This window comes from Pseudomonas sp. NFR16 (assembly GCF_900108875.1).
Taxonomy (GTDB): domain Bacteria; phylum Pseudomonadota; class Gammaproteobacteria; order Pseudomonadales; family Pseudomonadaceae; genus Aquipseudomonas.
Genome location: NZ_FNYJ01000001.1, coordinates 1,304,290 through 1,327,796, shown reverse-complemented (window position 1 = coordinate 1,327,796; position 23,507 = coordinate 1,304,290). Strand labels below are relative to the sequence as shown.

Sequence of the window (23,507 nt, the reverse complement as noted above, 5' to 3'; positions counted from 1 at the left end):
CTTATCCGACACGCTTGCCGGCCAACCCACGGCAGCAGGAAGCAGCACATGAGTGTGCGGATCGAATTCAAAAGCAACCCGAGCGAAGACGAACGTCTGGAAATCCTCGAGCCGCTCAGGGCTTATAACGCGGCCAAGGCGGGCGACGGCAAGTCGGAAAAGTTTGCGTTCTTTGTCCGCGATGAACACACCGATGCCGTAATTGGCGGGCTGCACGGGCGGATTCTCTACCGCTGGCTGTTCATCGAGCTGCTGGTGGTGCCGGAGCAGGCACGCGGGCAGCGCACGGGCAGCGAGCTGATGCACCTGGCCGAAAACTTCGCGCGGGAACGCGACTGCATCGGCGTCTGGCTGGACACCTTCGACTTCCAGGCCCCGGCGTTCTACCGCAAACTGGGCTATCAGGCGTTCGGCCAATTGAATGATTACCCGCCGGGCCATCAGCGCCTGTTCTTTCAGAAACGTCTGGTGCCATAGGCGGCGCCCTCACCGCTTCCCTGTGACGGCGCCTTAACGTATCGAGCTCAGGCCAGCCCCGATGCTGGCCTGCCGCTTGCAGGTGCAGGCGTGTGCAAGCCTGACAGACGACCAACCTGCTGCTGACCCCGTCATTGCGAACCCGCCGCGCAGTTTACCTGCCCGGCTGTGCGCAGTACTCTCCCGACGCTTTGTTCACGTTCTGTTTGGCTTCCACTTCCAATAATCACACCGGAGCTTCAGATGTCTTCACCGCACGATAACCACGACACGCAGACGATTTCCTTCGCGGCGCTGACCGAGTTGCTGACGCAGATTTTCCTGCGCCACGGCACTCGCGCCGAAGTGGCGGCGGTGCTTGCCGAGAACTGCGCCAGTGCCGAGCGTGACGGCTCACACAGCCACGGGATCTTCCGCATCAAGGGTTACCTGTCTTCGCTGGCCGCTGGCTGGGTAGACGGCCAGGCGGTGCCGATCGTCGAAGATGTCGGCGCAGGTTTCGTGCGGGTCGATGCTGCGGGGGGCTTCGCTCAGCCCGCCATGCAGGCGGCCAAGGCGCTGCTGATCGAAAAGGCCCGCAATGCCGGGATTGCCATTCTGGCGATTCGCAACTCGCACCACTTCGCGGCACTGTGGCCTGATGTGGAGCCTTTCGCGCAGCAAGGACTGGTGGCGTTGAGCGTGGTGAACAGCATGACCTGCGTGGTTCCTCACGACGCGCAAAAACCTCTGTTCGGCACCAACCCGATTGCCTTCGCGGCGCCTCGTGCGCACGGCGAGCCGATCGTGTTCGACATGGCCACCAGCGCCATCGCCCACGGCGACGTACAAATCGCCGCCAGGGAAGGACACATGCTGCCGCCCGGGATGGGCGTGGACCGGGCCGGCCAGCCAACCCAGGATCCCAAGGCGATTCTCGACGGGGGCGCGCTGTTGCCTTTCGGCGGTTACAAGGGTTCGGCGCTGTCGATGATGGTCGAGCTGCTCTGCGCCGCACTGACCGGCGGCAACTTCTCCTATGAATTCGACATGTCCAGCAAGCCTGGGGCGCAAACCCCCTGGACCGGGCAGACCATCATTGTGATCGACCCGGACAAGGGCAGTGGGCAGGCCTTCGCCACGCGCAGTGAAGCATTGATCCGGCAGATGCACGATGCAGGGCAGCAGCGCTTGCCGGGTGATCGTCGATACCGGCAGCGCGAGCAGTCGCTTGCACAGGGCATCGTCTTGAAGACTGATGACCTGATCCGTCTGCGCGAGCTGGCCAGCGCCTAGCTGTCGAACGTGTGGAGCTTGCCTGGCCGCTTGAGCGCGCCGGGCGTCTGCTGGGCAACGTGAAGGCGCATCAGGTGCTGGCTGTCCAGCGCTTCGGTGGAGGATCGTGTGACCTGACCGCAAGGCATCGCCAGCGCGGTGGCGCTCACAGCGGCCAGCATCAGGGTCATGAACAGAGCAAAGGTGGTTTTCATGGTCGTGCCTCTCCTTGTAGGGAGCGCGACAAGGCGCTCGATCGACCGTTGCAGGCTACGTCTTAGGAGTTGAGAGGCGTTACTCGGATACTGCCCGCTTCTTGCCTGATGCTGCACAAGGGGGAAGGGCATCAGGCCGCCATGACACGACCACTCGTCGAATCGAGACTTGCGTTTGGAAGGCGATGAAAATACTGTATGTTTAAACAGTATTCAGCGAGCGAGGATCGAACATGTCCATTCATCAAGCCACTACCGCCACCGCATTCTCTACGCCTGCGGCCGAGCCGACTTTCAGCAGCGTCTGGGGCAACGAGATGCAGCGCGAGGATTTTCTCGCCCTGGCCGCCGGTCTGCGTCAGTTCAATGCTTTCGCACACGACATGGCATTTGTCCCGGATGTAGTCGGTCAATCTGTCGAGCATGCGCACCTGGCGGGGAAATGAATCCTGTCATTTCGCAGCTACAGGGTTGCGGCGGGTAAACAAGGGTAATCAACGCTTGTATCGCGTCGCTGCAACGACGACCTGGGGCTGCGCGGTCTGATCGGCTTCAGGCTGCCGCCGTTTACCGACGCGGATCAGACTGAGCGCAATCAAGGTGCCCACCGCCGACAGGGCGCACCAACCCAGCAAAAATGTCATCACGTCTGGTTCTCCGAACTGCAGAAATCGGGGTGCCGTTTGAAATGGCACGCGCTCCATCCGAACCCATCGGCCGTCTGCCACATTCCTCAGGCCGAGAAACCGGAAGCTTGAACAAACGTTGAGTTTGGCGCAACTCCCTCAGACCAATGGGGTCTTGCTTTAGACATAGTCAATGTCGAGGCGCAAATTTATGAAAGATCTCGGTTCACGCTTGAAGGAAGAGCGTAAGAGCCTCGGGCTGTCGCAACAGGAGTTTGGCGCAATCGGTGGCGTGGAAGCCAACGCGCAGGGCAAGTACGAGAGCGGAGAGCGCATTCCCCGTTCGGATTATCTCGCGGCTCTGGGCAAGAAGGGCGTCGATGTCCTGTATGTCCTTTCGGGAAAGCGAACACCTATTTCGACAGACACTCTGAATGACGCCGAGCGCGCAATCATCACCCATTACCGTGCGCTGAACGAAAACGACCAGGAGGCAATATCGCAGCTGGCTACCTCATTGTCGGAATGCGCAACTGAATTCGGTGGCCGACCAGACGCGTGACGCGATCCGCCGACGTTGCGGTTGAATATACGGAACATATATGATTCGTATATCAATCGAGGGACGGCAAATGGGACTGGTGAAAATTTCCGAACAGATGCACGCAAACATTCGCTGCGCCAGCGCAGCGCTCAGTCGCTCCATCAATGCACAGGCGGAGCACTGGATGCGGGTTGGCATGCTTGCTGAGTTGAATCCTGGTTTGAACTACAGCGAGATCTGTCAGTTGCTGATTCGGGCCGAAACGTCAGGCGGGACGGTTCTGAGTATTCAGTCCAGCGACCTGGTCCTGGTCCAAACTCACGTCGGAGCAGCCTGTCAATGAGCATCAGCATAAAAAGTGAAGCCGATCTGGTCGGGCTGCGGATAGCGGGGCGGCTGGCGGCCGACGTTCTGGCGATGATTGCACCCTACGTCAAGCCCGGCATCAGCACCGAAGCGCTGGATGACATCTGTAATGACTACATTGTGAATGAGCTTAAGGTCATCCCGGCCAATGTCGGTTATCACGGATTCACCAAAACCACCTGCATCTCGCCGAACACCGTGGTGTGTCATGGCATTCCGTCGCCCGACGATATCCTCAAGGAAGGCGACATCGTCAATATCGACGTGGCGGTCATCAAGGATGGCTGGTACGGCGACACCAGTCGCATGTATTACGTGGGAGAGGTCAGCCCGCTGGCCCGGCGTTTGGTGGAGACAACCTACGAAGCCACGCTGGCTGGCATTCACGCGGTCAAGCCTGGCGCCACGCTGGGTGATATTGGCAATGCCATTCAGACCGTCGCCTACCGCGAAGGCTTCAGCGTCGTGCGCGAGTACTGCGGGCATGGCATCGGTCGCAAATATCACGAGGAGCCTCAGGTGCTGCACTACGGCGCGGCGGGTAAAGGCCTGAGGCTCAAGACGGGTATGGTGTTCACCATCGAGCCGATGATCAACGCCGGCAAACCGGGCACCCACGTGCTGGAAGACGGCTGGACTGTGCTGACGCGCGACCAGTCGCTGTCAGCACAGTGGGAACACATGGTCGCAGTGACTGACAGCGGTTTCGAGCTGCTCACGCCCTGGCCGGATGGAACGGGCGATTACCCGGCGGTGTAAGCCACGGTACGCAGACTAATCAAGTCACAATTATCGAGATGACGAAGGATCTGCTGAGCTTGTAGTCTTCTTCCCGTTCCCCTGTAGTGCTGCTACCTGACCGGCTCAAGGATGATCAGATCGGCAGCACTTGGGGAGAACACCAACACCATTACTGAAGACTTAAAAAAACCGGCGTGAGCCGGTTTTTTCATGGGTGGGTTTCAGGACTGAAGCTGTTTTGCCGCCTCGACGCCGGCAGAGCTCAGCTTGATCGGATACTTCAAAAGGCGCTCGCCTCTGGCGGGGCTGTCCACGCTGCCGTCATGAATTAGACCGGCCTGCTGCAAATGCTCAAGGGTGTCGGCAACGGCGTTTTCTCCCCGGTAGTTGTCCAGTACCTCTTTGCCCAGACCTGTGGGGTGAGCATGCAGCAATCGGGTCAGGACTTCCTTTTTGAGCGCGTTATCTATGGTCATGGTTTCCTCGCTTTGCTGGTTTGATGAGCGCTGCTTGTAAATTCCGACCACTGGATATGCGGTTTGTTTGGTCTTTCGTCCGGTCAGGTGCGTTTCCACTGCACTTTGGTCACGCCAAGGCCTTCGGCATACAACATCGCAAGCCTTAGGGGCCCTGCACAAATGTTCCCGTCCAGCGTGCCCACACCTGCATGCAAGGTCGCGAAATGCAGGGCCTGGCTCTCGCAGAGATGGTTGGCCTGGTGTGAGAAATGTCGCGGTTCGCCGTGAAACTGGTAATGAATTTCAAAATCCTTAGAGTCATTCATCGTCGTAGGCCCGTGTGGCGTGCTGAGCGCCGCTCTGAAATTAAGTACTTCCTTTATGTACCTGACAGCCTGACCGCCGCATGCATCGGCGGTGCTGTCACTTCATTTCGAGATCGATACCGGCTTGGCGATACTTCATGGCCTCGGATCGAGAAACGTTCTCTGCCTGAGAAAAGTCGTCTGCGAGGGCTGCAAAGCGACTGACCGCAGGAGAATTACACACCTTAGATGGCATTTTGAATCTCCTGCCGATGGGCGGTGTAGATCTGTATCTGTTTGGATGACGGGCGTTCCGCACATTTTTACTTCGACAGGTCAGGTCATCCTTTTGGATGGCTGAATGCTGGTTTTCCTGCTGCCTCGGCAGTGGTGTGGCCCATACCGCCGTGAGCGCAAAAAAGTCAAATTGATGGCCCGCCCGCATAACGATTTCTGGAAAAATCCTGTCTTTTTTCAAGCGATTCCGGGACGAGGGTGTATGCGTAGAGTGGGTGTGATTTTGACAGTATCGTTGCTTGCAGCGTTGGCGATGCCTGCTCAGGCCAGAGACATCAGCAAGAACGACCTGCAGGTGTGTAAATGGGGCGCGGGGATGGCAGGGGCGGCGCAGCAGTCCAAATTGTCCGGGACCACGCTGTACAGCGCACGTAAAAAGCTGCAGACGCGAAAGTTCTCCCAGCCCTGGATGCGCAAGATGGCGGTGGGCATCACCGAACAGACCTATAAAAGCACGTCCAGGCTCAAACCGGCTGCCGTCAAGCAGACCTATTATGACGGCTGCATCCAGCACGATCTGGCCCGTAGATAGTCAGGCCTGTTCACGCAAAGGCGGCTGTCTTGCAGCCGCCTTTTAGGGTGACGGGCAAATGGCGTCAGGGCACGCTCAATGGCAATTTCCGGCCAGGCGATAATGCTGAGCCTCGGCGGCCGCTTCGCTGTTGAACTCAACCCGGTTTTTTTCGGCCACCGCGTTGTACGACGGGCAGTCAGGTCGGTGATAGACCATCGTCTTTCGGTTGCCGCGGATGGCCGAAGCCAGATGGGCAACTGCATCGGTCGAGGCTGCCGGTTTCATCGGATTCGCCGCGCCAGGCCGGGCTTGCGCCGCGGCGGTTGACGCCCCCGCCGAGCCGCTGCCACCGCCCAGGCTTGCGCTGAGGAAGATCGGCGCGTGGTCCGATACGCTGTCGCGGCCCTTGGCATGGGTGAGGCCCAGGAACTGCGGATAATCGAACACCTTCACACTGTTGACGCGGATCGCCGTGTTTTTGCTGACGAAGATGTTGTCATACAGATTGGCAAATTTTCCGTCGGTCGCCGACAACGTGCTGGCGCCCTCGAGTACCAGCGGCCGGGCGCTGGCGTCGAGGTTGTTCCACGCAGGTGCGTTGGGTGGCGTGTTGAAGTCGCCCATCAACATGATCTGCGGGTTGCCGGCATAGGTCTCCTTCAGCCAGTTCCAGTAGTTGGACAAGGCGACGATTTCCGATGCCCGATCGGACTGACTCTTGCCGTACAGAATGTGCACGGTCGCTACCACGAAGGTACTGCCATCCTTGAGCGATCTGAACCGCGCCGAGTAGGGCTCGCGCTCGAAGGTATCGTTGCGGTCCAAGTAGGTGACGGCGCCGTCTTCGTAAGCTACGACGTCGTCACGCCAGACGAATCCGTACATTTCCTTGTAGGAAGATCGACCAACCGCATGGGACGCTATCGCGCTCCAGTGTTTCCCGGTTTGCTTGGCCAGCTCTTTGGCAAGGGCCTGCAGTGCCTCTTCGCTCATCAATTCCTGAACCGCGAGGAAGTCGGCTTTCTGCGCCACTTTGGCGATGCTTTGGAAATCCTTGTTGGGTCGTACGCTGAGGTGTTCCAGATTCCAGGTGCCGATGGTGACGTCGGCGCAGGCGTTTTGCAGGAAAGAAAGGGCAAGCAGGATCGAAACGAAAAATCTGAGCATTGTTTTCCAACTACGGGGATCGGGTTAAAGGCAGGCGCTGCGCTGAAAGGCCAGCCTGCATATCAGCGGCCGATCAGCGCAGGTGTATTCAGTCTTCTCGCGGTACGGTCCAGAACACCTGGACACCGCCGTCGTCTCGCCAGGCGAGGGTGACGTTGTCGTTCTCGTCGATTTCCTCCAGCAACTGATTCCAGTCGTCTTCCAGCTCATCTGCCAGCCGGAAGATCAGCGCGGAGCGTGCTCTTTGTGCGGTGGGAGAGTTGATGATTTTCTGAATGCGGATGCCCATACGTTGATAATGGTCAGGCGCGGACGCGGTATGGTCTGACACAGGTGTGATCCCTTATTGTTGCTGTATGTGCATACAGTATTTCACTGTAGGACGTTTCGCAACACCGGATCAGACAAAAACCAGAAGCTAGCCAAGTCGTTGATTCTTCCCATCATTATCGGCCCAGCGAACGATTATCGGGCAAGCAGATCTGATCACTTGTTGGCGGAACAGTTCGCAATCAACGGAAAACTCAGGAGTGCGCATGAACATCAAAGGGGTGGGACTGCCGGTAGCGTTTGTCTGCTGTGCATTGTTGGCGGGATGCTCGACCGCAACGGTCGTGACGCTGCAGAACGGTACGCAGTATGTGACCAAGGATGCGCCGAAGACCAAGAGCAAGGATGGCTTTTACGAATTCGAGGACATCAGCGGCAAAACCGTGAAGGTACGCGCCGACGAAGTGGCGACGGTGAAAGAGGAAGAGTGATGCACGGGGCCTGATCAGGGATTAACGGTCAGGCCGCGTCTTTGTCTGTGCACCTTGCAAAGCGTTGCCCCGGGCAAGGGGACGACCGACGCTGACGAGGTGATCTCAGACAAGGAACATCCGCGCATGGCCTTTGCTCTAACATGGCAGCGAAAAAACCGGATCCTTTTTTGTCAGGCCTGCACCATGGAATACCCACCGACGACCGCGCTCAGCGCAGCCCCTCTGCGGTTTCTCTCCAACGGCGGAAACGTCGGCGCATTGCTTCAGTCAGGCCAGATGGACGGCTCGCCACTGGGCGCTCCTCAGCAGTGGTCGGCCAGTCTGAAAGCGTTGATGGGCACGATTCTTCCCGTCCAGGCGCAGATCGTTCTGTTCTGGGGGCCGGAGTTCGTCGCGCTGTACAACGACGCGTATGCGCCGAGCATCGGCGACAAGCACCCGCGCGCATTGGGCCGGCCTGCCGTGGAGAACTGGCGCGAGCTTTGGGACGATCTGGAGCCGCTGTTGCGCGGTGTCCGAGACACCGGTCAGACGTTTTCCGCCAAGGACCGACCGTTCTATATCGAGCGCCACGGTCGCGGCGAGACCGTGTATTTCGATGTTTCCTATTCCGCCGTCTATGAAGATGAGGACGGTCCGGTCAGCGGCGTGTTGTGCGTGGTGACCGAGACCACCGAGCGGGTCCTGTTCGAGCGACGTCAGGCGTTATTGGTCGAGCTCGGCCGCGAGCTGCCGTCGATTCGTGAGCCTCAGCGGATCGAGGCGCGTCTGGTGACCCGGCTTGGCTGCGAGCTGGGTGCTTCGACCGTGTGCTTTGGTGAGATGAGCGATGAACCGGGCGTGCTCGACATCCGCTGTGAATGCTATCGGGGCGCGGCCAACACGGTGTCCCGCCAGCACACGCTGACTGCTGGCACCTTTCGCTTGCTGCAGCAAGGCGAGACCGTGCTGGTTGAAAACGATGTCCAGGCATCGACGCGCTCCGACCGGGCCGACGCAGCACAGGGCGGTGGCACCGCCATCCTCGTTCCGCTGATCCGGCATGGCGGGCTGGCAGCGGTTTTCATCGTCCAGTTCGATGGTGGCACGGCGTTGAGCGAGCCCTACATTCATCTGCTCGAGGAAGCGGCAAAACTGGGCTGGCTGTGGATCAACCATGCGCGTTCGGAAGCTGCGCTGCGTGCCAGCTCCGCGCAGTTGGGCGCCATTTTCGAACAAGCCGGCGCGGGCATTGCTCTTTGCGATCATCGGGGTGTTTTTCAGCAGGTCAACGATCGCTATTGCGACATTGTCGGCCTGGCGCGCGAGGCCATGCTCGGCTGCTCGATCGGCGATATCCAGAAGCGCGGTGTCCTGCAGACAGGTGCTCTGTATCAGGACGAGTTTCTGAAATCGCAAGTCCCGTTCGAGCTCACCCAGCATCATGTTCGCGCCAACGGGTCAGCGGTCTGGGTGCAGACCCACGTCACGCCGCTGCTCGATGACCAGCGAAACATCGGCGGTCTGCTGTTTGTCTGTGTCGACATCAGTGCGCGCATGCGTGCCGAGTTGCAGTTGATGGAACTCAACGAAAGTCTGGAGCAGCGGGTGGCGACGATCGTCGCGGAGCGAGAGGCGGCGCTGTCACTGCTGCACGAGTCGCGCAAGACTGAGATGGTCGGGCAGCTTGGTGGCGGCATCGCCCATGACTTCAATAATCTGCTGACGCCCATCATGACCTCGCTCGAATTGCTGCGGCGCCAGCCGGAAGTCAATGAGCGCTCGAGCCGGTTGATCGGCGCCGCCCTGCAGGCCGCTGATCGTGCGCGAATTCTGGTCGGCAGGTTGCTGACGTTTGCCCGCCGGCAGACGCTCAAGCCACAAGCCGTGGCGCTGGACCTGCTGGTCCACGACATGCGCGAGCTGATCCAGCGTTCGCTGGGGCCCATGATCCGCGTTGTGGTGGACATCCCGCCGGCGCTGCCCAAGGTGTTCATCGATCCTCATCAGCTCGAGCTGGGCATCCTCAATCTGGCGGTCAATGCGCGCGATGCCATTGAGGAACAAGGCTGCCTGCGGATTACTGCCTGCGCTCAGGCTTTCGCCGAGCCTTCGGCGCACGGCCTGGCAGCGGGAAATTACGTGCGACTGAGCGTCGCCGATGACGGCTGCGGGATGAACGAAGCCGTGCTGCGCCGCTGCGTGGAGCCTTTTTACTCGACCAAGGGCGTCGGCAAAGGGACCGGCCTCGGGTTGTCGATGGTGCAGGGGCTGGCGCTGCAATCGGGCGGCGGGTTCAGCATTCAATCGGCCCCGGGTACCGGCACGCAGGTCGATGTGTGGCTGCCCGTATCGACTGCCGACGCGGGGGAAGGACGGTCTTGCGAAGCCGAGCCGGTCCCGGTCGCCGCTCAGCCTTTTCACGTTCTGCTTGTCGACGATGAAGAACTGGTCCGCTACACCACTGCGCTGCAATTGCGCGATCTGGGGTATCAGGTGACCGAGGCAAGCTCGGCGTCGGTGGCGGTACGCATGGTCGAGGCGGGGCTGAGCCCCGACATTCTGGTCACCGACCAGTTGATGGCCGACCAGAACGGCGCGCAGCTGGCAACTAAGTTGCGCACCCGCCTTCCCGACTTGCCGGTGCTGATCATCACCGGTTACACCCAGCAGACGGCGGCGCAGCTGCATGGATTCGAGGTCCTGGCCAAACCATTCAGTCGTGCCGACATCGCTGCCAGGGTCGCTCAGGCCATTCAATGCAGAGAACCAGCCTCGTAGTGAAGGGAGCCGCAGCCGCCCGCGTGATGGGCGGGGGGAAATCGGACCATTTGCCCGACGAGCAAGACTTCCGGCGGAAAAACAGGATAATGGCGGCCATCGTTTCGCTCGCTCTTATGGTAGTTCCGCATGGAAATCAAAGTTAACTTTCTCGATAATCTTCGACTTGAAGCCAAGTTCGATGATTTCACCGTCATCGCCGATCAGCCGATCCGATACAAGGGCGATGGCTCCGCACCGGGTCCGTTCGACTATTTCCTGGCGTCTTCCGCATTGTGCGCTGCCTACTTCGTGAAGTTGTATTGCGAGACCCGCAACATTCCCACCGACAATATTCGCCTGTCGCAGAACAACATCGTCGATCCGGAAAATCGCTACAACCAGATCTTCAAGATCCAGGTCGAGCTGCCCGCTGATATTTCCGCGAAAGATCGTCAAGGCATCCTGCGCTCCATCGACCGTTGCACGGTCAAGAAAGTGGTGCAGACAGGTCCCGAGTTCGTCATCGAAGAGGTCGACAACCTGGACGCCGACGCCCAGGCCTTGCTGATGCTCGATTCCGACGCGCAGACTCGCACGTATATTGCCGGCAAGGACCTGCCGCTGGAGCAGACCATCGCCAACATGTCGGGGATCCTCGCGCGCCTGGGCATGAAGATCGAGATCGCGTCGTGGCGCAATATCGTGCCCAACGTGTGGTCGCTGCACATCCGCGACGCGCACTCGCCGATGTGCTTCACCAATGGCAAGGGCGCGACAAAGGAAGGCGCGCTGGCCTCGGCGCTGGGCGAGTTCATCGAGCGGCTCAATTGCAACTTCTTCTACAACGATCAGTTCTGGGGCGAGGACATCGCGCAGGCGGCGTTCGTGCATTATCCGAACGAGCGCTGGTTCAAGCCGGGCCGCAAGGACGAACTGCCCGCCGACATGCTCGATGACTATTGCCTGGGGATTTACAATCCTGACGGCGAACTGCGCGGCTCGCATCTGTACGACACCAACTCCGGCAACACCGAGCGCGGCATTTGTGCGCTGCCGTTCGTGCGTCAGTCGGACGGCGAAACGGTCTACTTCCCGTCCAACCTGATCGAAAACCTGTTCTTGAGCAACGGCATGAGCGCCGGCAACACGTTGGCGGAAGCGCAGGTGCAGTGTTTGTCGGAAATCTTCGAGCGGGCAGTCAAGCGTGAGATTCTCGAGGGCGAGCTGGCGTTGCCGGATGTGCCGCAGAACGTGCTGGCGAAATACCCGGGCATTCTCGCCGGCATCCGGGGGCTTGAGGAACAGGGCTTCCCGGTGCTGGTGAAGGACGCGTCGCTGGGCGGCGAGTTTCCGGTCATGTGCGTGACCCTGATGAACCCGCGCACCGGCGGCGTATTCGCCTCGTTCGGCGCGCACCCAAGCTTTGAAGTGGCGCTGGAGCGCAGCCTGACCGAGCTGCTGCAGGGCCGCAGCTTCGAGGGCCTCAACGACTTGCCGCAGCCGACGTTCGAAAGCCACGCAGTGACCGAGCCGAACAACTTCGTCGAACATTTCATCGATTCCAGCGGCGTGGTGTCGTGGCGCTTTTTCAGCGCCAAAGGCGATTACGAATTCGTCGAGTGGGACTTCTCCGGGCAGGGCGAGAACTCCAACGAGGAGGAAGCGGCGACGTTGTTCGGCATTCTCGAAGACATGGGCAAAGAGGCGTACATGGCCGTCTATGACGACCTGGGCGCCACGGCCTGCCGCATCCTGGTGCCTGATTATTCCGAGATTTACCCGGTCGAAGACCTGATCTGGGACAATACCAATAAAGCGCTGGCGTTTCGCGCCGACATCCTCAACCTGCACAGCCTGGATAATCGTGCGCTCAGAGCGCTGGGCAAACGTCTGGAAGACAGCGAGCTGGACGATTACACCGACATCACCACGCTGATCGGCATCGAGTTCGACGACAACACGGCGTGGGGCCAACTGACGATTCTTGAGCTCAAGTTGCTGATCCATCTGGCGTTGAAACGCTTCGACGACGCCAAGGAACTGGTGGAGATGTTCCTGCAGTACAACGACAACACGGTCGAGCGTGGGCTGTTTTATCAGGCGCTGAACGTAGTGCTGGAGATCCAGCTGGACGATGAGCTGGAACTGGACGACTACCAGGTCAACCTGCGCCGCATGTTTGGCGATGCCCGCGTGGAAGCGGTGCTCGGCTCGGTGGACGGCAGCGTCCGTTTCTACGGCCTGACGCCGGCCAGCGTGAAGCTGGAAGGACTTGATCGTCATCTGCGCCTGATCGACAGCTACAAGAAGCTGCACAGTGCCCGCGCCAGTGCGGCCGCGCGTTCGGCCAGCTGAGGCAAGCGCCACAGGCGCTGCGTCGCCGAAGCCAGGCGTTGCCTGGCTTTCCCGTCACGCAAATTCCATGGCGTCGCTGCGTACCTGCGGTCATGCCACTTTTCATAAGGTTTACAGATCCATGTCCACCTTCACTTTTCGCGACGCCGTGGCGTCTGACGCGGCGCGTTGCTATCAGATCGAATCCACTGCCTACGAAGGCGACGAAGCGGCCACGCTGGCGAAGATCCAGACCCGGATCGCCCAATACCCGCAGGGCTTCCTGATCCTGGAGGACGCGGGCGCAATCGTCGGTTTCATCAACAGTGGCTGCGCCCACGATGTGGTGATGTCCGACGAAGACTTCAAAGAATTGATCGGTCATTCGGCCGACGCGCTGAACGTGGTGATCATGTCGGTGGTGGTCGATCCTGCTGAGCAGGGCAAGGGTTACGCAACGCTGCTGATGCGCGAATTCGTGTCGCGCATGAACGCGCTGGGCAAGAGCAGCATTCATCTGATGTGCAAGGAGCGGCACGTTCCGCTGTACCAGCGAATGGGTTATCAATACGTCAAGCCATCGCCTTCGGACCACGGCGGCATGGCCTGGCACGAGATGGTCATGACGCTTGAGGGCTGAAACGCAAGACACTTGATGTGATGATCATGAATAATATTCGTGGTCATCACGATCAGAATGAGTTTGTCTCAGTATGGGCAGGTATCGACAATGGCGCCATTCAAACGCATTGGAGTTGTCTGTCATGGCCTTGGCCCATTCCCTGGGGTTCCCCCGCATCGGTCGCGATCGCGAACTGAAGAAAGCGCAAGAAGCGTTCTGGAAAGGTGAGCTGGACGAAGCCGGGCTTCGCGAAGTCGGCCGTGCGTTGCGCAAGACGCACTGGGAGGTGCAGAAGCAGGCGGGGATCGAACTGTTGCCAGTCGGCGACTTTGCCTGGTACGACCAGGTGCTGACGCATTCGCTGATGGTCGGCGTGGTTCCTGAGCGCTTCCGCCCAGAGCAGGGGCCGGCTACCCTGCAGACGCTGTTCGCCATGGCGCGCGGCGTCAGTGACAGTTGCTGCGGCGGGGCTCATGCGCAGGAAATGACCAAGTGGTTCGACACCAACTATCACTATCTGGTACCTGAATTCAGTGTCGGTCAGTCGTTCCAGCTGGGCTGGCACCAGTTGTTCGAAGAGGTCGCCGAAGCGCGCGCCCTGGGCCATACCGTCAAGCCGGTGATTCTGGGTCCGCTCACTTATCTGTGGCTGGGCAAGGCCAAGGGCGGCGATTTCGACAAGCTCGACCTGCTGGAGCGTCTGCTGCCGGTTTACGGGCAGATCTTCCAGCGCCTGGCCGAGCTGGGCGTGGACTGGGTGCAGATCGATGAGCCGATCCTCGTGCTCGACTTGCCGCAGGACTGGAAAAACGCGTTCGAGCGTGCCTACAACATCATCCAGCGAGACCCGCTGAAAAAACTCATCGCGACCTATTTCGGTGGTCTGGAAGAGAACCTTGGCCTGGCCGCCACGTTACCGGTGGACGGTCTGCACATCGATCTGGTGCGAGCGCCCGAACAATACCCGACCATTCTCGACCGTCTGCCGGCGTACAAAGTGCTGTCGCTGGGCGTGGTCAACGGGCGCAACGTCTGGCGCGCCGATCTCGAACAGATACTGCTCACACTGCGCCATGCCCATGAACGCCTCGGCGATCGCCTGTGGATCGCGCCCTCGTGCTCGTTATTGCACAGTCCGGTGGATGTTGAGCGTGAGGACGGGCTCGACGCCGAGCTGAAAAGCTGGCTGGCCTTCGCCGTCCAGAAATGCGAGGAAGTGGCGGTGCTCACCGAGGCCCTCAATGACCCTGACGCGGCCGGCGTCAGCGCGGCACTTGAACAGAGCCGCGCGATCCACGCCGCTCGCGCCGTCTCGCCGCGTATTCACAAACCCGCGGTGCAAGACCGGGTGACGGCCATCGGCGCCCGCGACAGCCAGCGTCAGTCGCCCTTTGCCCGACGGATCGAGCAGCAGCGCGCGCGGCTGGCATTGCCGGCATTTCCCACTACCACCATCGGTTCCTTCCCGCAGACGCCGGCCATTCGCCTCGCTCGGCATTCCTGGAAGCAGGGCAAGCTGACCGACGCCGAGTACACCGAAGCGATGCACAGCGAAATTCGCCATGCCGTCCAGGTGCAGGAGCGTCTGGGGCTGGATGTGCTGGTGCACGGCGAGGCCGAGCGCAACGACATGGTCGAATACTTCGCCGAACAGCTCGACGGCTATGCTTTCACCCGTTTTGGCTGGGTGCAGAGCTATGGCTCGCGCTGCGTGAAGCCGGCGGTGATCGTCGGCGATCTCAGCCGTCCGCAGGCCATGACCGTGGAATGGATCCGGTATGCGCAGGGCCTCACCGACAAGGTGATGAAGGGCATGCTCACCGGCCCGGTGACCATGCTGATGTGGTCTTTCCCGCGTGAGGACGTGAGCCGCGAAACGCAGGCGCGGCAACTGGCGCTGGCGATCCGCGATGAAGTGGTGGATCTGGAAGCGGCCGGCATACGGATCGTGCAGATCGATGAAGCGGCGTTCCGTGAAGGCCTGCCGCTGCGCAAGGCGCAATGGCAACCGTATCTAAACTGGGCCACTGAGGTGTTTCGCCTGTGCGCGTCCGGTGTCGGCGATCACACCCAGATCCACACGCACATGTGCTACAGCGAATTCAACGACGTGATCGAGTCCATCGCCGCCATGGACGCGGACGTGATCACCATCGAGACGTCGCGCTCGGATATGGAGCTACTGGACGCGTTCGAAGCCTTCGCTTACCCCAACGAGATCGGTCCGGGTGTCTACGACATCCACTCGCCACGGGTTCCCGATGCGTCGGAGATGGTCAGCCTGCTGCGCAAGGCTGCCCGCCGCATTCCGGCCGAACGCTTGTGGGTCAACCCGGACTGCGGCCTGAAAACCCGCGGCTGGGCAGAGACCGAAGCGGCGCTGGTGCACATGGTTGCGGCGGCGCGCATGTTGCGCACTGAACTGGCCTGACGGCTCGCGGCGACACCCACCGGAGCATGCCAGCCGCGCTCCGGTTTTCTGTGCCGCTGTCCGTCTGAGCCGGCACGGCCTACGCTGACGGTCGTACCTGACATCTATCCCACGGGGCGGACCCGCTCATGAAACAGATCCTCGTCATCGGCATCGGCGCCGGAAATCCGGAACACCTCACCCTCGAGGCGGTGAACGCGCTGAACCGCGTCGACGTGTTCTTCTTCATGGACAAAGGCGCCGACAAGGGATCGCTCAATCGCCTGCGCCGTGACCTATGCGAGCGTTACATCACCCACCGACGTTATCGCGTGGTCGAGGCGGTGAATCCGGAGCGCCAGCGCGAGGGGAGCGATTACCGGGCGACCGTCGCCGCGCTCAATGCCGACAAGCAGCGGACGCTCGAACGGCTGATCGCCGATGAGCTGGAGGAGGGCGAGTGCGGAGCGCTGCTGGTGTGGGGCGACCCGTCGCTGTACGACAGCACCCTGCGGATTCTAGACGCGATCATCAAAAGCGGTCGGCTGCCGCTCGAATACCGGGTCATTCCTGGCATCACCAGCGTCCAGGCACTGGCGGCGCAGCACAAGGTGGCGCTGAACAGCATCGGCGGGTCGATTGCCATTACCACCGGGCGGCGTCTGGCTGAAGCTTTTCCGGCGGATATCGACAGCGTGGTGGTCATGCTCGACGCCGGCAACGCTTACCACACCCTGCTCGACCAGAACCTTGATATCTTCTGGGGTGCGTACGTGGGGACGCCGGAAGAAATCCTCATCGCCGGGCGCCTCAAGGATGTCGCCGACCAGATCGATCGGGTTCGCGCCCAAGCCCGGCAGGCCAATGGCTGGATCATGGACACGTATCTGCTCAAACGGGGCGCCGGATCAAATGAGGGGGAGAGTGACTAGTCGGTCACCATTCGTCCCTTGCCGGTGAAATTCGTGGAATTGATCCCGCGACGCGGAATCGACAGAACATAAATCAATAAGGATGTTGCCATGATCTCTGCCCTTGAACTCTGCCATATCGTTGAATCCGGCTTCCTGCCTGCCAAATGCAAATGCACCATCGATGCGAACGATCAGATGATGATTCAGATTTTCGACCGCGGTCGTGGTCATGCGGATTTGCTGGCGTCTGGCATTCCCACCAGCACGCTGGGTTCCAGCCGCGCCATCGCCATGCTCATCGCGTCCCTCAAAGACGACTTGAGGCTGCGCCCGGCCGGTCGCAGTGGGGTGATACAAAAGCAGGCTTAGCGGTCAGCGTTGGGCTGCAAAGTCATCAGCGGGCGGGGAAACGTACGCAGAAGGTGGTGCCGTCAGCGTCACTGGACTGCGCGCTGACGTCCCCGCCATGGGCCCTCGCGATTTCCTTGACGATGAACAGGCCAAGGCCAACGCTGCGGACGTCGTCATCGCGTTCGCTACCCCGGGTCATCGGCTCGAACAGGCTGGTCATCGAGGCGGGCGAGATGCTCGCGCCACGGTTGTGCACCGACACCGAAGCCACGCCATCCTCCACTCGTGAAGCGATCACCACTGGCTGGTCCAGATCGCCATAGGCCACGCTGTTGGCGATCAGATTGCCAACGATCTGAGTTATCCGATCCGCATCGAATTCTGCATCGCCCATGCCTTGGCGATGGTGCACAAGGCTGGCTTGTGGGAAGGCCATGCGCAGTTCGTTCACGCTGTTGCCGATCACCTGATGCAGGTCCAGCGGCCGTCGATGGATGCCGATGCCATGGCCGACCCTGACCAGCGCGAAGTCGAGCAGATCGGCGATCATGCGCTGGGCGCGCTCGGAAGACTGACTGATATGCCCCAGCAGGCGGGCCTCGCGGGCATCAAGCTCACCTTGCGCGAGCAGATCCGCGGCCATTTTTATCGCGGTCAGCGGGTTTTTCAGGTCATGGCTGGCAATGGCGACCATCTGTTCGGCAAACAGCGCCCTGCGCTGGGACTGCTCGTAAGCGACACTCAATTCTACTTTGGCCTGCTGCAACGCGGCTTCGGCGGCAGTCTTCTCCCACAGCAATTCTTCAGCGCGTTTGCGCGCGGCGATCAGCTCGCGCTCGAACTGATCGCGGTCGGCCGTGACAAGCAGCGCGAGCTCATGAAACACGCTGCCAGCGTGTTCGCGCCTGACGCCGTTGAGCAGCATGGTGACGGTATGACCCCGCTCATGCAGCAGCTCGAGTTTAACCTCGGCGACCGACCCTTGCATTTGCATCAAGGGGGCCCAGTGCGTCTGGTGAAAAATCTTGCCGCCCATGGTCAGGAGGTTCTGAAAACGACGCCCCTCGAGTGCTGCCGGGGTCATGCCGACCCAGCTGCAGAAGGTCTGGTTGGCACGCAGAATGTGGCCGTCTGCGGCGGTCACGACCAGACCGCACGCGGCGCCGTCGAACAGGACGGCGGTGTCCGGCAGGGGCACCTGATCAGTCGACATGTTCGCCCGCCCACGGCTTCAGGAAACTGTCCATTGCCGCGGCGCAGGCAGCGGGCGCGCTCATGTGCGGGCAATGGCCGACGTTGGCGACCAGGCAGAGCGTGCTGTCCGTCAGCGTCGCGTGCAAGTATTCGCCGACCGCCACCGGCGCGATGAGGTCTTCGGTCGATTGCAGAATCAGCGTCGGCGTGGTGAGGCCGGCCACGTCGTCGCGGTTGTCCGACATGAACGTCACGCGGGCGAACTGCCGGGCGATGTCCGGTTCGGTGCGGCAGAAACTGTTGGTCAGTTCTTCGCTGAGGGCCGGTTGACCGGGCGCGCCCATGATCACCGGCGCCATGGCGCTGGACCAGCCCAGATAATTGCTGTCCAGGGTGTCGAGCAGCGAATGGATGTCTTCGCGCCGGAAACCGCCGACGTAGTCGCCCGAATCGATGTAGCAGGGTGACGGCCCGACCATGACGTGTGCGGCGATCCGGCCCGGACGCAAGCGATCGGCCAGCGCGGCGATCATGGCGCTGACCGAATGCGCGACGATGATGACCGGGCCCACGGCGTACTGGTCGATGATTTCGTTGAGGTCCCGGGCGTATCCGGCGAGCGAGTCGTACTTGTCTCGGTCATAGGCACCCAGATCAGACTTTCCCGCGCCCACCAGGTCGTAGATCACCACTCGGAATCGCGAGGTGAAGTGCCCGTAGAGGTAGCCCCACATGCTCTGATCGCAACCAAACCCGTGAGAAAAAATCAGCGTCGAGGGTCCTTGGCCGAGAACGTTGACGTTGTTGCGCTGCTGAAGATCCAAAACGATCTCTCCGGTGAGCCAGAGCCAGTCTGGCTGCGGTGGCGAAGATACTGCCGCCACGTGCCGCGAAGGGCAAGCCTGCACCGCGTTAATTGCCGCTATTTGTCGGCAGCGGACGCTGTCATCGCGTTGAACAGCGGAGCGTACTCGGCCCGACTCACCGGCACGATGGCCGACGCTTCCTGGGATTCGAGAAACGTGCTCAGTGCGTGCTGATCGTTGAGCATGGCGTCGCGCACGCGTTGTTTAAGTGCTTCGCACAGCCCGCCGCGGAACACGAAGGGATCGTAGTAGATCGGCTCGGAGCGCCAGAGCACGCTAAAGGTGTCACGTTCGATCTTTGTCGCATTGAGGTAGGCATCTGCCCGCACGCTGGAGACGAACGCGGCTTCGACTTTTTTCTCCAGCAGCGCGTCGAGGGACTTGTCGTGGGACCCGGAATACACCACCGCGCCGAAGAACTGCGAAAGTGGCTGGCCGATTCTTCGCGAGAATTCGGCGTTGGGGACCACGCTTCCGGACGTGCTGGCTGGGTCGGTCAGGATCACCCGTTTACCGCGCAGCGCGCCGATGTCGCCCACCGGCTCTTTGCGCGCCAGCAGCAGGGCCTGATAGTGATGGCCTGCCGGCGTGAAATAGCCGCGGCTGATGGTCAGGCTGGCGAACGGCTCGATTCGCGGGTCGCGCTGGTCCGCCAGCACGTAGGACGCCGGCCCCAGCCAGGCAATGTCGACGCCGCCCGACACGATCGCATCGACGACGCTTTCATACGAAGAGGACGGGACGATCTCCACCGGCATTCCGGTGACGTCGCTCAGGCGCTCGATCAACGGTTTCTGTTCCTGCAGGAGGGTTTCCATGCTTTTCTTCGGGATCACTGCAATGCGCAGACTTTGCTGCGTGCAACGGGCCATCGCCGGGCCTGCGAACAGGCAGGCGACGAGCATGACGATCAGTAATGTTATTGCACGCATGCGTCGTCGACCGAGTTGATGAACGGGAGATAGCCGCGCAGTTGCGCTGCCGATAAGGGACGGCTGAAGTGATAACCCTGCGCGATGTCGCAGCCCGCCAGTTTCAGGCAGACCACTTGCTCGCGGGTTTCAACGCCTTCGGCCACCACTTCCAGACCCAGGCGTTTGGCCAGGATGATGGTCGAGGAGACGATGGGGCTGTCGTCGGGACTGTTGGACAGCGGCGCGATAAGCGAGCGGTCGATCTTCAGTCGGGTCAGCGGCAACGATTGCAGGTGGGCGAAACCGGCGTAACCCTTGCCGAAGTCATCGAGGCTGATGTTCAGCCCGGCTCTGCGCAGGCGCTGGAGATGCTCGATGGCCTGGCCTTCCTGATCGAGCAGCGTTGTCTCGGTGATCTCAATCTCCAGAGCTGGCGGGTCGATGGCGTGCCGTGCCAGTTCGTCGAGCAGACGCTCGCTGAAATCGGGTTGATGCAGCTGGATCGCCGAGACGTTGACCGCCAGGTGGATGTCGCGCCCCTGTTCGTGCCACAGCGCCAGATCCTCGCAGGCCAGGCGAACCACTTCCCAGCCCAGGGCGATGATGAAGCCGCTGCGCTCGGCCAGTGAAATGAACCGATCCGGAAACAGCAAGCCGAATTCCGGGTGTTCCCAGCGCACCAATGCTTCGTAACCACCGACGCGCATGCAGTCCAGGCGAATCTGCGGCTGGTAGTGCAGGACGAACTGACGCTCGCTCAACGCCGCCCCGAACGCCTGCTCCAGGCTGAATTCCTCGACGTCGGCAACATTGAGCGATGCGTCAAAGAAACGGTACTGACCGCGTCCGGCGCGCTTGGCCGAATACATGGCGGCGTCGGCACCCCGGATCAGCTCTTCGATGTCTTGCCCGTCGCGCGGGCAGATGCTGACGCCGACGCTGGGGCTGGTGCTCACCTCGTGTTCGTTGAGCGAGTAGACGGCGGACAGCTTCTGCACCAGCGAGCGCACCCAGGCGTCGATCTGCTCCTCGGTGCGTTCGCCGGCCAGTAACACGACGAACTCATCGCCGCCAAAGCGCGCCGCCTTGTCTTCAGGTTCCAGCATGCGGCTGATGCGCCCGGCTACTGCCTGCAGAAGCATGTCGCCGATCTTGTGGCCCAGTGAGTCGTTAATCGATTTGAAACGGTCCATGTCGATGAACAGAATGGCCATCAGACGGCGCTTGCCCCGTTGCCTGGACAGCACGGGCGTGGCGACTTCAAGGAACTGGCGGCGGTTGTGCAGCCCGCTCAAGTGATCGGTCGCCGCCGCGTGACTGCTTCGGCGATGCTCTTCCTCCAGGCGGCCGATCAGTTCCTGATTGACCTGTTGCGCCAGCTCCAGCGCGTTGAACGCCTCTTGACGTTTGCGCAGCACGCGCAGTGTCCAGAGCAGGCTGCCGAGGATCAGCAGCGTCATGCAAAGGTTCAGCCACAGCTGGCGCTGGTACGTGAGCCGCGAGGACGCGAGGATTTCGTCTTCTGCCTGACTGACCATCACGCTGAACCCGCGCTGCGGCACGCGCAGGTACATGCTCTGATAGCTGCCGGTGGCGGCATACTGTGTGAGCAGGCCGACCGTGTCGCCCTCGGTGGGCAGTTCAGGGCTCATTGGCATGCCGGCGAAGACCACGCCGCTGCTGCTGATGCGCAGCCGCTCCCGACCGGCGCTGTCGAGCAGGCGCAGCATGCCGGTCTGGCCAAGGTCGATGTGTTCGAATAACGCGGCGAGATACCCGACATCCAGCTGCACCACGAGGATGCTGTCCATCTTGCCCGTCGACGCGTCCACCAGCGGCAGCAGAAATGGCAGGCGCCAATCGGGTGCCAACGCCTGAGTGACGGGCGACGCCGCCTGTGGCAGCAGCGGCTTGAAACCGTAATGCCCGGCGTGGTCTTGCAGTCGCTCCAGCCAGGGCGCGGGCAATTGCCCGGGCTCATCGGCGTGACTGCCCGACAGCAGACGGCCATCGCCGGTATACAGGCTCATGCGCTTTAGCACCGGATCCTCGGCCAGCATTCTTACCATGCCTTGATGCCGTTGCCCCAGGTCTTGCATGTCATCGCGAGTGACCCGGCCGATGGCCTGCGCGCGGTCCACCAGTTGACGCAAGTTTTCGGCGGCGATGGTCGCCAGGTTGAGATGTTCTGCGGCCTTTGCCGTCAGCGCTTCATGGCGTGAGGTCTCTTTCTGTTGCACGTACAGCGCCCACAGAAACACCAGGGTCGCCGCGCAGAGCGTCATCAGTAGCCATTGGAGGAAGCTGAGGGAGGAGAACGATCGGCGGGTCACACGTCATATTCCTGCCGTGAGGTGGTGGCAAATTACCATTACCGAATGACGAAACGATGACTGCCCGATGACTGGGCGCACGGGGTGACAAGAGGAGGCCAGCTCGACGTAGAGCTGTCTTTAAAATGTCATGCAACTGTAGTGAGCGTGCAACGTTTAAGTGCCTTTTGCACTGGTATGATCGGGCACATTTTTTTCGGTCATCTGCTCCATGCGCCGCGCAATATTCAATCAGAAAGGTGGGGTCGGCAAATCCAGCATTGCCTGCAATCTGGCTGCCGTCAGTGCCGCGGAAGGGTATAGAACCCTGCTGGTCGATCTGGATGCTCAAGCCAACTCCACCCATTACCTCACCGGCCTGACCGGGGATGACATCCCGGTGGGAATCGCCGATTTTTTCAAGCAAACGTTGTCAGGGCCGGCGGCGAGCAAGAAGAACCGAGTCGAGATCTGCCAGACCCGTTACGACAACCTGCATCTGGTGACCGCCAGCGCCGAACTGTCCGACCTGCAACCCAAGCTTGAAGCCAAATTCAAGATCAACAAGCTGCGCCGATTATTGGTCGAGCTGTCGCAGGAATACGAGCGCATTTACATCGACACGCCGCCCGCCTTGAATTTCTATTCCTTCAGTGCGCTGATTGCGGCGCAGCGGGTTTTGATTCCGTTCGACTGCGACAGCTTTTCGCGCCAGGCGCTCTACAACGTGGTGGCGCAGGTCGCTGAACTGCGCGCCGATCACAATGAGTCGCTGAGAGTGGAGGGGATCGTGGTCAACCAGTTCGTCGCCCGCGCCAGCCTGCATCAGACGCTGATCGACGAACTGATTACCGAAGGCCTGCCGGTGTTGCCGGTCTACCTCAACAGTTCGGTGAAGATGCGTGAATCCCATGAAGCTTCGGTGCCGCTCATACACCTCGAACCCCGGCACAAACTGACGTCGCAGTTTGTCGACCTGCTGACCACGCTGGAGCGGGCAGGCTGATGATCGGGTCGCTTCCGCTGCCGTTAGTCTAAAGACCACGGATATACAGGCTTTAAGGGCGCCCGGTAAGAAAAGCGTCATCTGCGCTGACTACGTTGAAGGTTCATCGGCGCC

At 60.8% G+C, this 23,507-nt stretch carries 25 protein-coding genes; 15 read left to right on the top strand and 10 right to left on the bottom strand.

Annotated elements, in window-relative coordinates:
* The first annotated feature begins 48 nt into the window (after positions 1-48).
* Positions 49-477 carry a GNAT family N-acetyltransferase gene (locus tag BMZ10_RS05975; protein ID WP_093459085.1) on the top strand — a complete coding sequence of 143 codons (429 nt, stop codon included), beginning with the start codon at positions 49-51 and terminating at the stop codon, positions 475-477.
* A gap of 243 nt (positions 478-720) precedes the next feature.
* Entirely contained in the window at positions 721-1,752 is a 1,032-nt protein-coding gene (locus BMZ10_RS05970) for an Ldh family oxidoreductase (protein WP_093459084.1), read from the top strand.
* Here BMZ10_RS05970 and BMZ10_RS05965 read toward each other — a convergent pair.
* Complete coding sequence (locus tag BMZ10_RS05965) at positions 1,749-1,946, bottom strand: hypothetical protein (protein WP_093459083.1); 198 nt, start codon at positions 1,944-1,946, stop codon at positions 1,749-1,751. The two genes, BMZ10_RS05970 and BMZ10_RS05965, sit on opposite strands and share 4 nt — an antisense overlap.
* Positions 1,947-2,179: 233 nt before the next feature.
* Between BMZ10_RS05965 and BMZ10_RS05960 the strand changes: the two genes are divergently transcribed.
* Positions 2,180-2,392 (top strand): hypothetical protein, encoded by a 213-nt coding sequence (locus BMZ10_RS05960; protein ID WP_093459082.1) that lies wholly within the window; start codon positions 2,180-2,182, stop codon positions 2,390-2,392.
* 48 nt (positions 2,393-2,440) lie between these two features.
* Here BMZ10_RS05960 and BMZ10_RS27690 read toward each other — a convergent pair whose 3' ends face one another.
* The gene (locus tag BMZ10_RS27690; RefSeq protein WP_177182048.1) at positions 2,441-2,593 is read right to left on the bottom strand and encodes a hypothetical protein; all 153 of its coding nucleotides are present in this window, start codon (positions 2,591-2,593) and stop codon (positions 2,441-2,443) included.
* A gap of 190 nt (positions 2,594-2,783) precedes the next feature.
* On the opposite strand from BMZ10_RS27690, the gene BMZ10_RS05950 reads away from it, so the two are divergent.
* The 3 genes from BMZ10_RS05950 to map all read left to right on the top strand — a co-directional run bounded on the left by BMZ10_RS05950 (position 2,784) and on the right by map (position 4,241).
* The gene (locus tag BMZ10_RS05950) at positions 2,784-3,134 is read left to right on the top strand and encodes a helix-turn-helix domain-containing protein (RefSeq protein WP_093459080.1); all 351 of its coding nucleotides are present in this window, start codon (positions 2,784-2,786) and stop codon (positions 3,132-3,134) included.
* A 70-nt stretch (positions 3,135-3,204) separates the two neighbouring features.
* Positions 3,205-3,459 (top strand): ParD-like family protein, encoded by a 255-nt coding sequence (locus tag BMZ10_RS05945; protein WP_093459079.1) that lies wholly within the window; start codon positions 3,205-3,207, stop codon positions 3,457-3,459.
* Positions 3,450-4,241, top strand: a complete 792-nt coding sequence (gene map / locus BMZ10_RS05940; protein WP_093459078.1) for a type I methionyl aminopeptidase — start codon at positions 3,450-3,452, stop codon at positions 4,239-4,241. Before BMZ10_RS05945 ends, map begins: the two co-directional genes overlap by 10 nt.
* A gap of 203 nt (positions 4,242-4,444) precedes the next feature.
* On the opposite strand, the gene BMZ10_RS05935 is transcribed toward map, so the two are convergent.
* The gene (locus BMZ10_RS05935; RefSeq protein WP_093460063.1) at positions 4,445-4,699 is read right to left on the bottom strand and encodes a hypothetical protein; all 255 of its coding nucleotides are present in this window, start codon (positions 4,697-4,699) and stop codon (positions 4,445-4,447) included.
* 83 nt (positions 4,700-4,782) lie between these two features.
* Positions 4,783-5,007, bottom strand: coding sequence for a DUF6555 family protein (locus BMZ10_RS27970; protein WP_093459077.1), 225 nt, complete (start codon positions 5,005-5,007; stop codon positions 4,783-4,785).
* Positions 5,008-5,485: 478 nt separating this feature from the next.
* On the opposite strand from BMZ10_RS27970, the gene BMZ10_RS05925 reads away from it, so the two are divergent.
* Positions 5,486-5,815 carry a hypothetical protein gene (locus BMZ10_RS05925; RefSeq protein ID WP_093460061.1) on the top strand — a complete coding sequence of 110 codons (330 nt, stop codon included), beginning with the start codon at positions 5,486-5,488 and terminating at the stop codon, positions 5,813-5,815.
* 75 nt (positions 5,816-5,890) lie between these two features.
* Here BMZ10_RS05925 and BMZ10_RS05920 read toward each other — a convergent pair whose 3' ends face one another.
* Together BMZ10_RS05920 and BMZ10_RS05915 are read right to left on the bottom strand one after the other, a co-directional pair.
* A complete protein-coding gene (locus BMZ10_RS05920; protein WP_093459076.1) occupies positions 5,891-6,964 on the bottom strand; it encodes a sunset domain-containing protein in 1,074 nt (357 codons plus the stop codon).
* Between the two features lie 88 nt (positions 6,965-7,052).
* Positions 7,053-7,253: a DUF1654 domain-containing protein gene (locus tag BMZ10_RS05915; RefSeq protein ID WP_093459075.1), complete on the bottom strand. Its 201-nt coding sequence runs from the start codon at positions 7,251-7,253 to the stop codon at positions 7,053-7,055.
* A 247-nt stretch (positions 7,254-7,500) separates the two neighbouring features.
* Between BMZ10_RS05915 and BMZ10_RS05910 the strand changes: the two genes are divergently transcribed.
* From BMZ10_RS05910 to BMZ10_RS05880, 7 genes are all read left to right on the top strand, one after another.
* On the top strand, positions 7,501-7,725 hold the full coding sequence (locus tag BMZ10_RS05910; RefSeq protein ID WP_093459074.1) for a YgdI/YgdR family lipoprotein: 225 nt from the start codon (positions 7,501-7,503) through the stop codon (positions 7,723-7,725).
* Between the two features lie 186 nt (positions 7,726-7,911).
* Positions 7,912-10,488 carry a PAS domain-containing protein gene (locus tag BMZ10_RS05905; RefSeq protein WP_093459073.1) on the top strand — a complete coding sequence of 859 codons (2,577 nt, stop codon included), beginning with the start codon at positions 7,912-7,914 and terminating at the stop codon, positions 10,486-10,488.
* Between the two features lie 129 nt (positions 10,489-10,617).
* Positions 10,618-12,825 (top strand): OsmC domain/YcaO domain-containing protein, encoded by a 2,208-nt coding sequence (locus tag BMZ10_RS05900; protein WP_093459072.1) that lies wholly within the window; start codon positions 10,618-10,620, stop codon positions 12,823-12,825.
* 121 nt (positions 12,826-12,946) lie between these two features.
* Positions 12,947-13,444, top strand: a complete 498-nt coding sequence (locus BMZ10_RS05895; RefSeq protein WP_093460059.1) for a GNAT family N-acetyltransferase — start codon at positions 12,947-12,949, stop codon at positions 13,442-13,444.
* Positions 13,445-13,568: 124 nt separating this feature from the next.
* Complete coding sequence (gene metE, locus BMZ10_RS05890) at positions 13,569-15,857, top strand: 5-methyltetrahydropteroyltriglutamate--homocysteine S-methyltransferase (protein ID WP_093459071.1); 2,289 nt, start codon at positions 13,569-13,571, stop codon at positions 15,855-15,857.
* Positions 15,858-15,985: 128 nt separating this feature from the next.
* Entirely contained in the window at positions 15,986-16,768 is a 783-nt protein-coding gene (cobF, locus tag BMZ10_RS05885) for a precorrin-6A synthase (deacetylating) (RefSeq protein ID WP_093459070.1), read from the top strand.
* Positions 16,769-16,858: 90 nt separating this feature from the next.
* Positions 16,859-17,119 (top strand): DUF1652 domain-containing protein, encoded by a 261-nt coding sequence (locus tag BMZ10_RS05880; RefSeq protein ID WP_093459069.1) that lies wholly within the window; start codon positions 16,859-16,861, stop codon positions 17,117-17,119.
* Between the two features lie 25 nt (positions 17,120-17,144).
* Here the strand turns inward: BMZ10_RS05880 and BMZ10_RS05875 are convergent, their stop codons facing one another.
* The 4 genes from BMZ10_RS05875 to BMZ10_RS05860 form a co-directional block, all read right to left on the bottom strand.
* Positions 17,145-18,314 carry a PAS domain-containing sensor histidine kinase gene (locus BMZ10_RS05875; RefSeq protein ID WP_093459068.1) on the bottom strand — a complete coding sequence of 390 codons (1,170 nt, stop codon included), beginning with the start codon at positions 18,312-18,314 and terminating at the stop codon, positions 17,145-17,147.
* The gene (locus BMZ10_RS05870) at positions 18,304-19,119 is read right to left on the bottom strand and encodes an alpha/beta fold hydrolase (RefSeq protein ID WP_093459067.1); all 816 of its coding nucleotides are present in this window, start codon (positions 19,117-19,119) and stop codon (positions 18,304-18,306) included. Before BMZ10_RS05870 ends, BMZ10_RS05875 begins: the two co-directional genes overlap by 11 nt.
* 98 nt (positions 19,120-19,217) lie before the next feature.
* A complete protein-coding gene (locus BMZ10_RS05865; RefSeq protein WP_093459066.1) occupies positions 19,218-20,093 on the bottom strand; it encodes a phosphate/phosphite/phosphonate ABC transporter substrate-binding protein in 876 nt (291 codons plus the stop codon).
* A complete protein-coding gene (locus BMZ10_RS05860; protein WP_093459065.1) occupies positions 20,081-22,408 on the bottom strand; it encodes a putative bifunctional diguanylate cyclase/phosphodiesterase in 2,328 nt (775 codons plus the stop codon). The genes BMZ10_RS05865 and BMZ10_RS05860 overlap by 13 nt, the downstream gene beginning before the upstream one ends.
* 211 nt (positions 22,409-22,619) lie before the next feature.
* Here BMZ10_RS05860 and BMZ10_RS05855 point away from each other — a divergent pair, with 211 nt between their 5' ends.
* Entirely contained in the window at positions 22,620-23,393 is a 774-nt protein-coding gene (locus BMZ10_RS05855) for a ParA family protein (RefSeq protein WP_093459064.1), read from the top strand.
* Positions 23,394-23,507: the final 114 nt, after the last annotated feature.

What these genes read in the sequence shown, in the direction of transcription:
- BMZ10_RS05975 (WP_093459085.1), top strand. Translation starts at nt 49, where the DNA reads ATGAGTGTGCGGATCGAATTCAAAAGCAACCCGAGCGAAGACGAACGT.
- BMZ10_RS05950 (WP_093459080.1), top strand. Translation starts at nt 2,784, where the DNA reads ATGAAAGATCTCGGTTCACGCTTGAAGGAAGAGCGTAAGAGCCTCGGG.
- BMZ10_RS27970 (WP_093459077.1), bottom strand. Translation starts at nt 5,007, where the DNA reads ATGAATGACTCTAAGGATTTTGAAATTCATTACCAGTTTCACGGCGAA.
- BMZ10_RS05905 (WP_093459073.1), top strand. Translation starts at nt 7,912, where the DNA reads ATGGAATACCCACCGACGACCGCGCTCAGCGCAGCCCCTCTGCGGTTT.
- BMZ10_RS05920 (WP_093459076.1), bottom strand. Translation starts at nt 6,964, where the DNA reads ATGCTCAGATTTTTCGTTTCGATCCTGCTTGCCCTTTCTTTCCTGCAA.
- BMZ10_RS05945 (WP_093459079.1), top strand. Translation starts at nt 3,205, where the DNA reads ATGGGACTGGTGAAAATTTCCGAACAGATGCACGCAAACATTCGCTGC.
- BMZ10_RS05935 (WP_093460063.1), bottom strand. Translation starts at nt 4,699, where the DNA reads ATGACCATAGATAACGCGCTCAAAAAGGAAGTCCTGACCCGATTGCTG.
- BMZ10_RS05895 (WP_093460059.1), top strand. Translation starts at nt 12,947, where the DNA reads ATGTCCACCTTCACTTTTCGCGACGCCGTGGCGTCTGACGCGGCGCGT.
- BMZ10_RS05900 (WP_093459072.1), top strand. Translation starts at nt 10,618, where the DNA reads ATGGAAATCAAAGTTAACTTTCTCGATAATCTTCGACTTGAAGCCAAG.
- cobF (WP_093459070.1), top strand. Translation starts at nt 15,986, where the DNA reads ATGAAACAGATCCTCGTCATCGGCATCGGCGCCGGAAATCCGGAACAC.
- BMZ10_RS05970 (WP_093459084.1), top strand. Translation starts at nt 721, where the DNA reads ATGTCTTCACCGCACGATAACCACGACACGCAGACGATTTCCTTCGCG.
- BMZ10_RS05960 (WP_093459082.1), top strand. Translation starts at nt 2,180, where the DNA reads ATGTCCATTCATCAAGCCACTACCGCCACCGCATTCTCTACGCCTGCG.
- metE (WP_093459071.1), top strand. Translation starts at nt 13,569, where the DNA reads ATGGCCTTGGCCCATTCCCTGGGGTTCCCCCGCATCGGTCGCGATCGC.
- BMZ10_RS05965 (WP_093459083.1), bottom strand. Translation starts at nt 1,946, where the DNA reads ATGAAAACCACCTTTGCTCTGTTCATGACCCTGATGCTGGCCGCTGTG.
- BMZ10_RS05915 (WP_093459075.1), bottom strand. Translation starts at nt 7,253, where the DNA reads ATGGGCATCCGCATTCAGAAAATCATCAACTCTCCCACCGCACAAAGA.
- BMZ10_RS05875 (WP_093459068.1), bottom strand. Translation starts at nt 18,314, where the DNA reads ATGTCGACTGATCAGGTGCCCCTGCCGGACACCGCCGTCCTGTTCGAC.
- BMZ10_RS05865 (WP_093459066.1), bottom strand. Translation starts at nt 20,093, where the DNA reads ATGCGTGCAATAACATTACTGATCGTCATGCTCGTCGCCTGCCTGTTC.
- BMZ10_RS05855 (WP_093459064.1), top strand. Translation starts at nt 22,620, where the DNA reads ATGCGCCGCGCAATATTCAATCAGAAAGGTGGGGTCGGCAAATCCAGC.
- BMZ10_RS05925 (WP_093460061.1), top strand. Translation starts at nt 5,486, where the DNA reads ATGCGTAGAGTGGGTGTGATTTTGACAGTATCGTTGCTTGCAGCGTTG.
- BMZ10_RS05880 (WP_093459069.1), top strand. Translation starts at nt 16,859, where the DNA reads ATGATCTCTGCCCTTGAACTCTGCCATATCGTTGAATCCGGCTTCCTG.
- BMZ10_RS05910 (WP_093459074.1), top strand. Translation starts at nt 7,501, where the DNA reads ATGAACATCAAAGGGGTGGGACTGCCGGTAGCGTTTGTCTGCTGTGCA.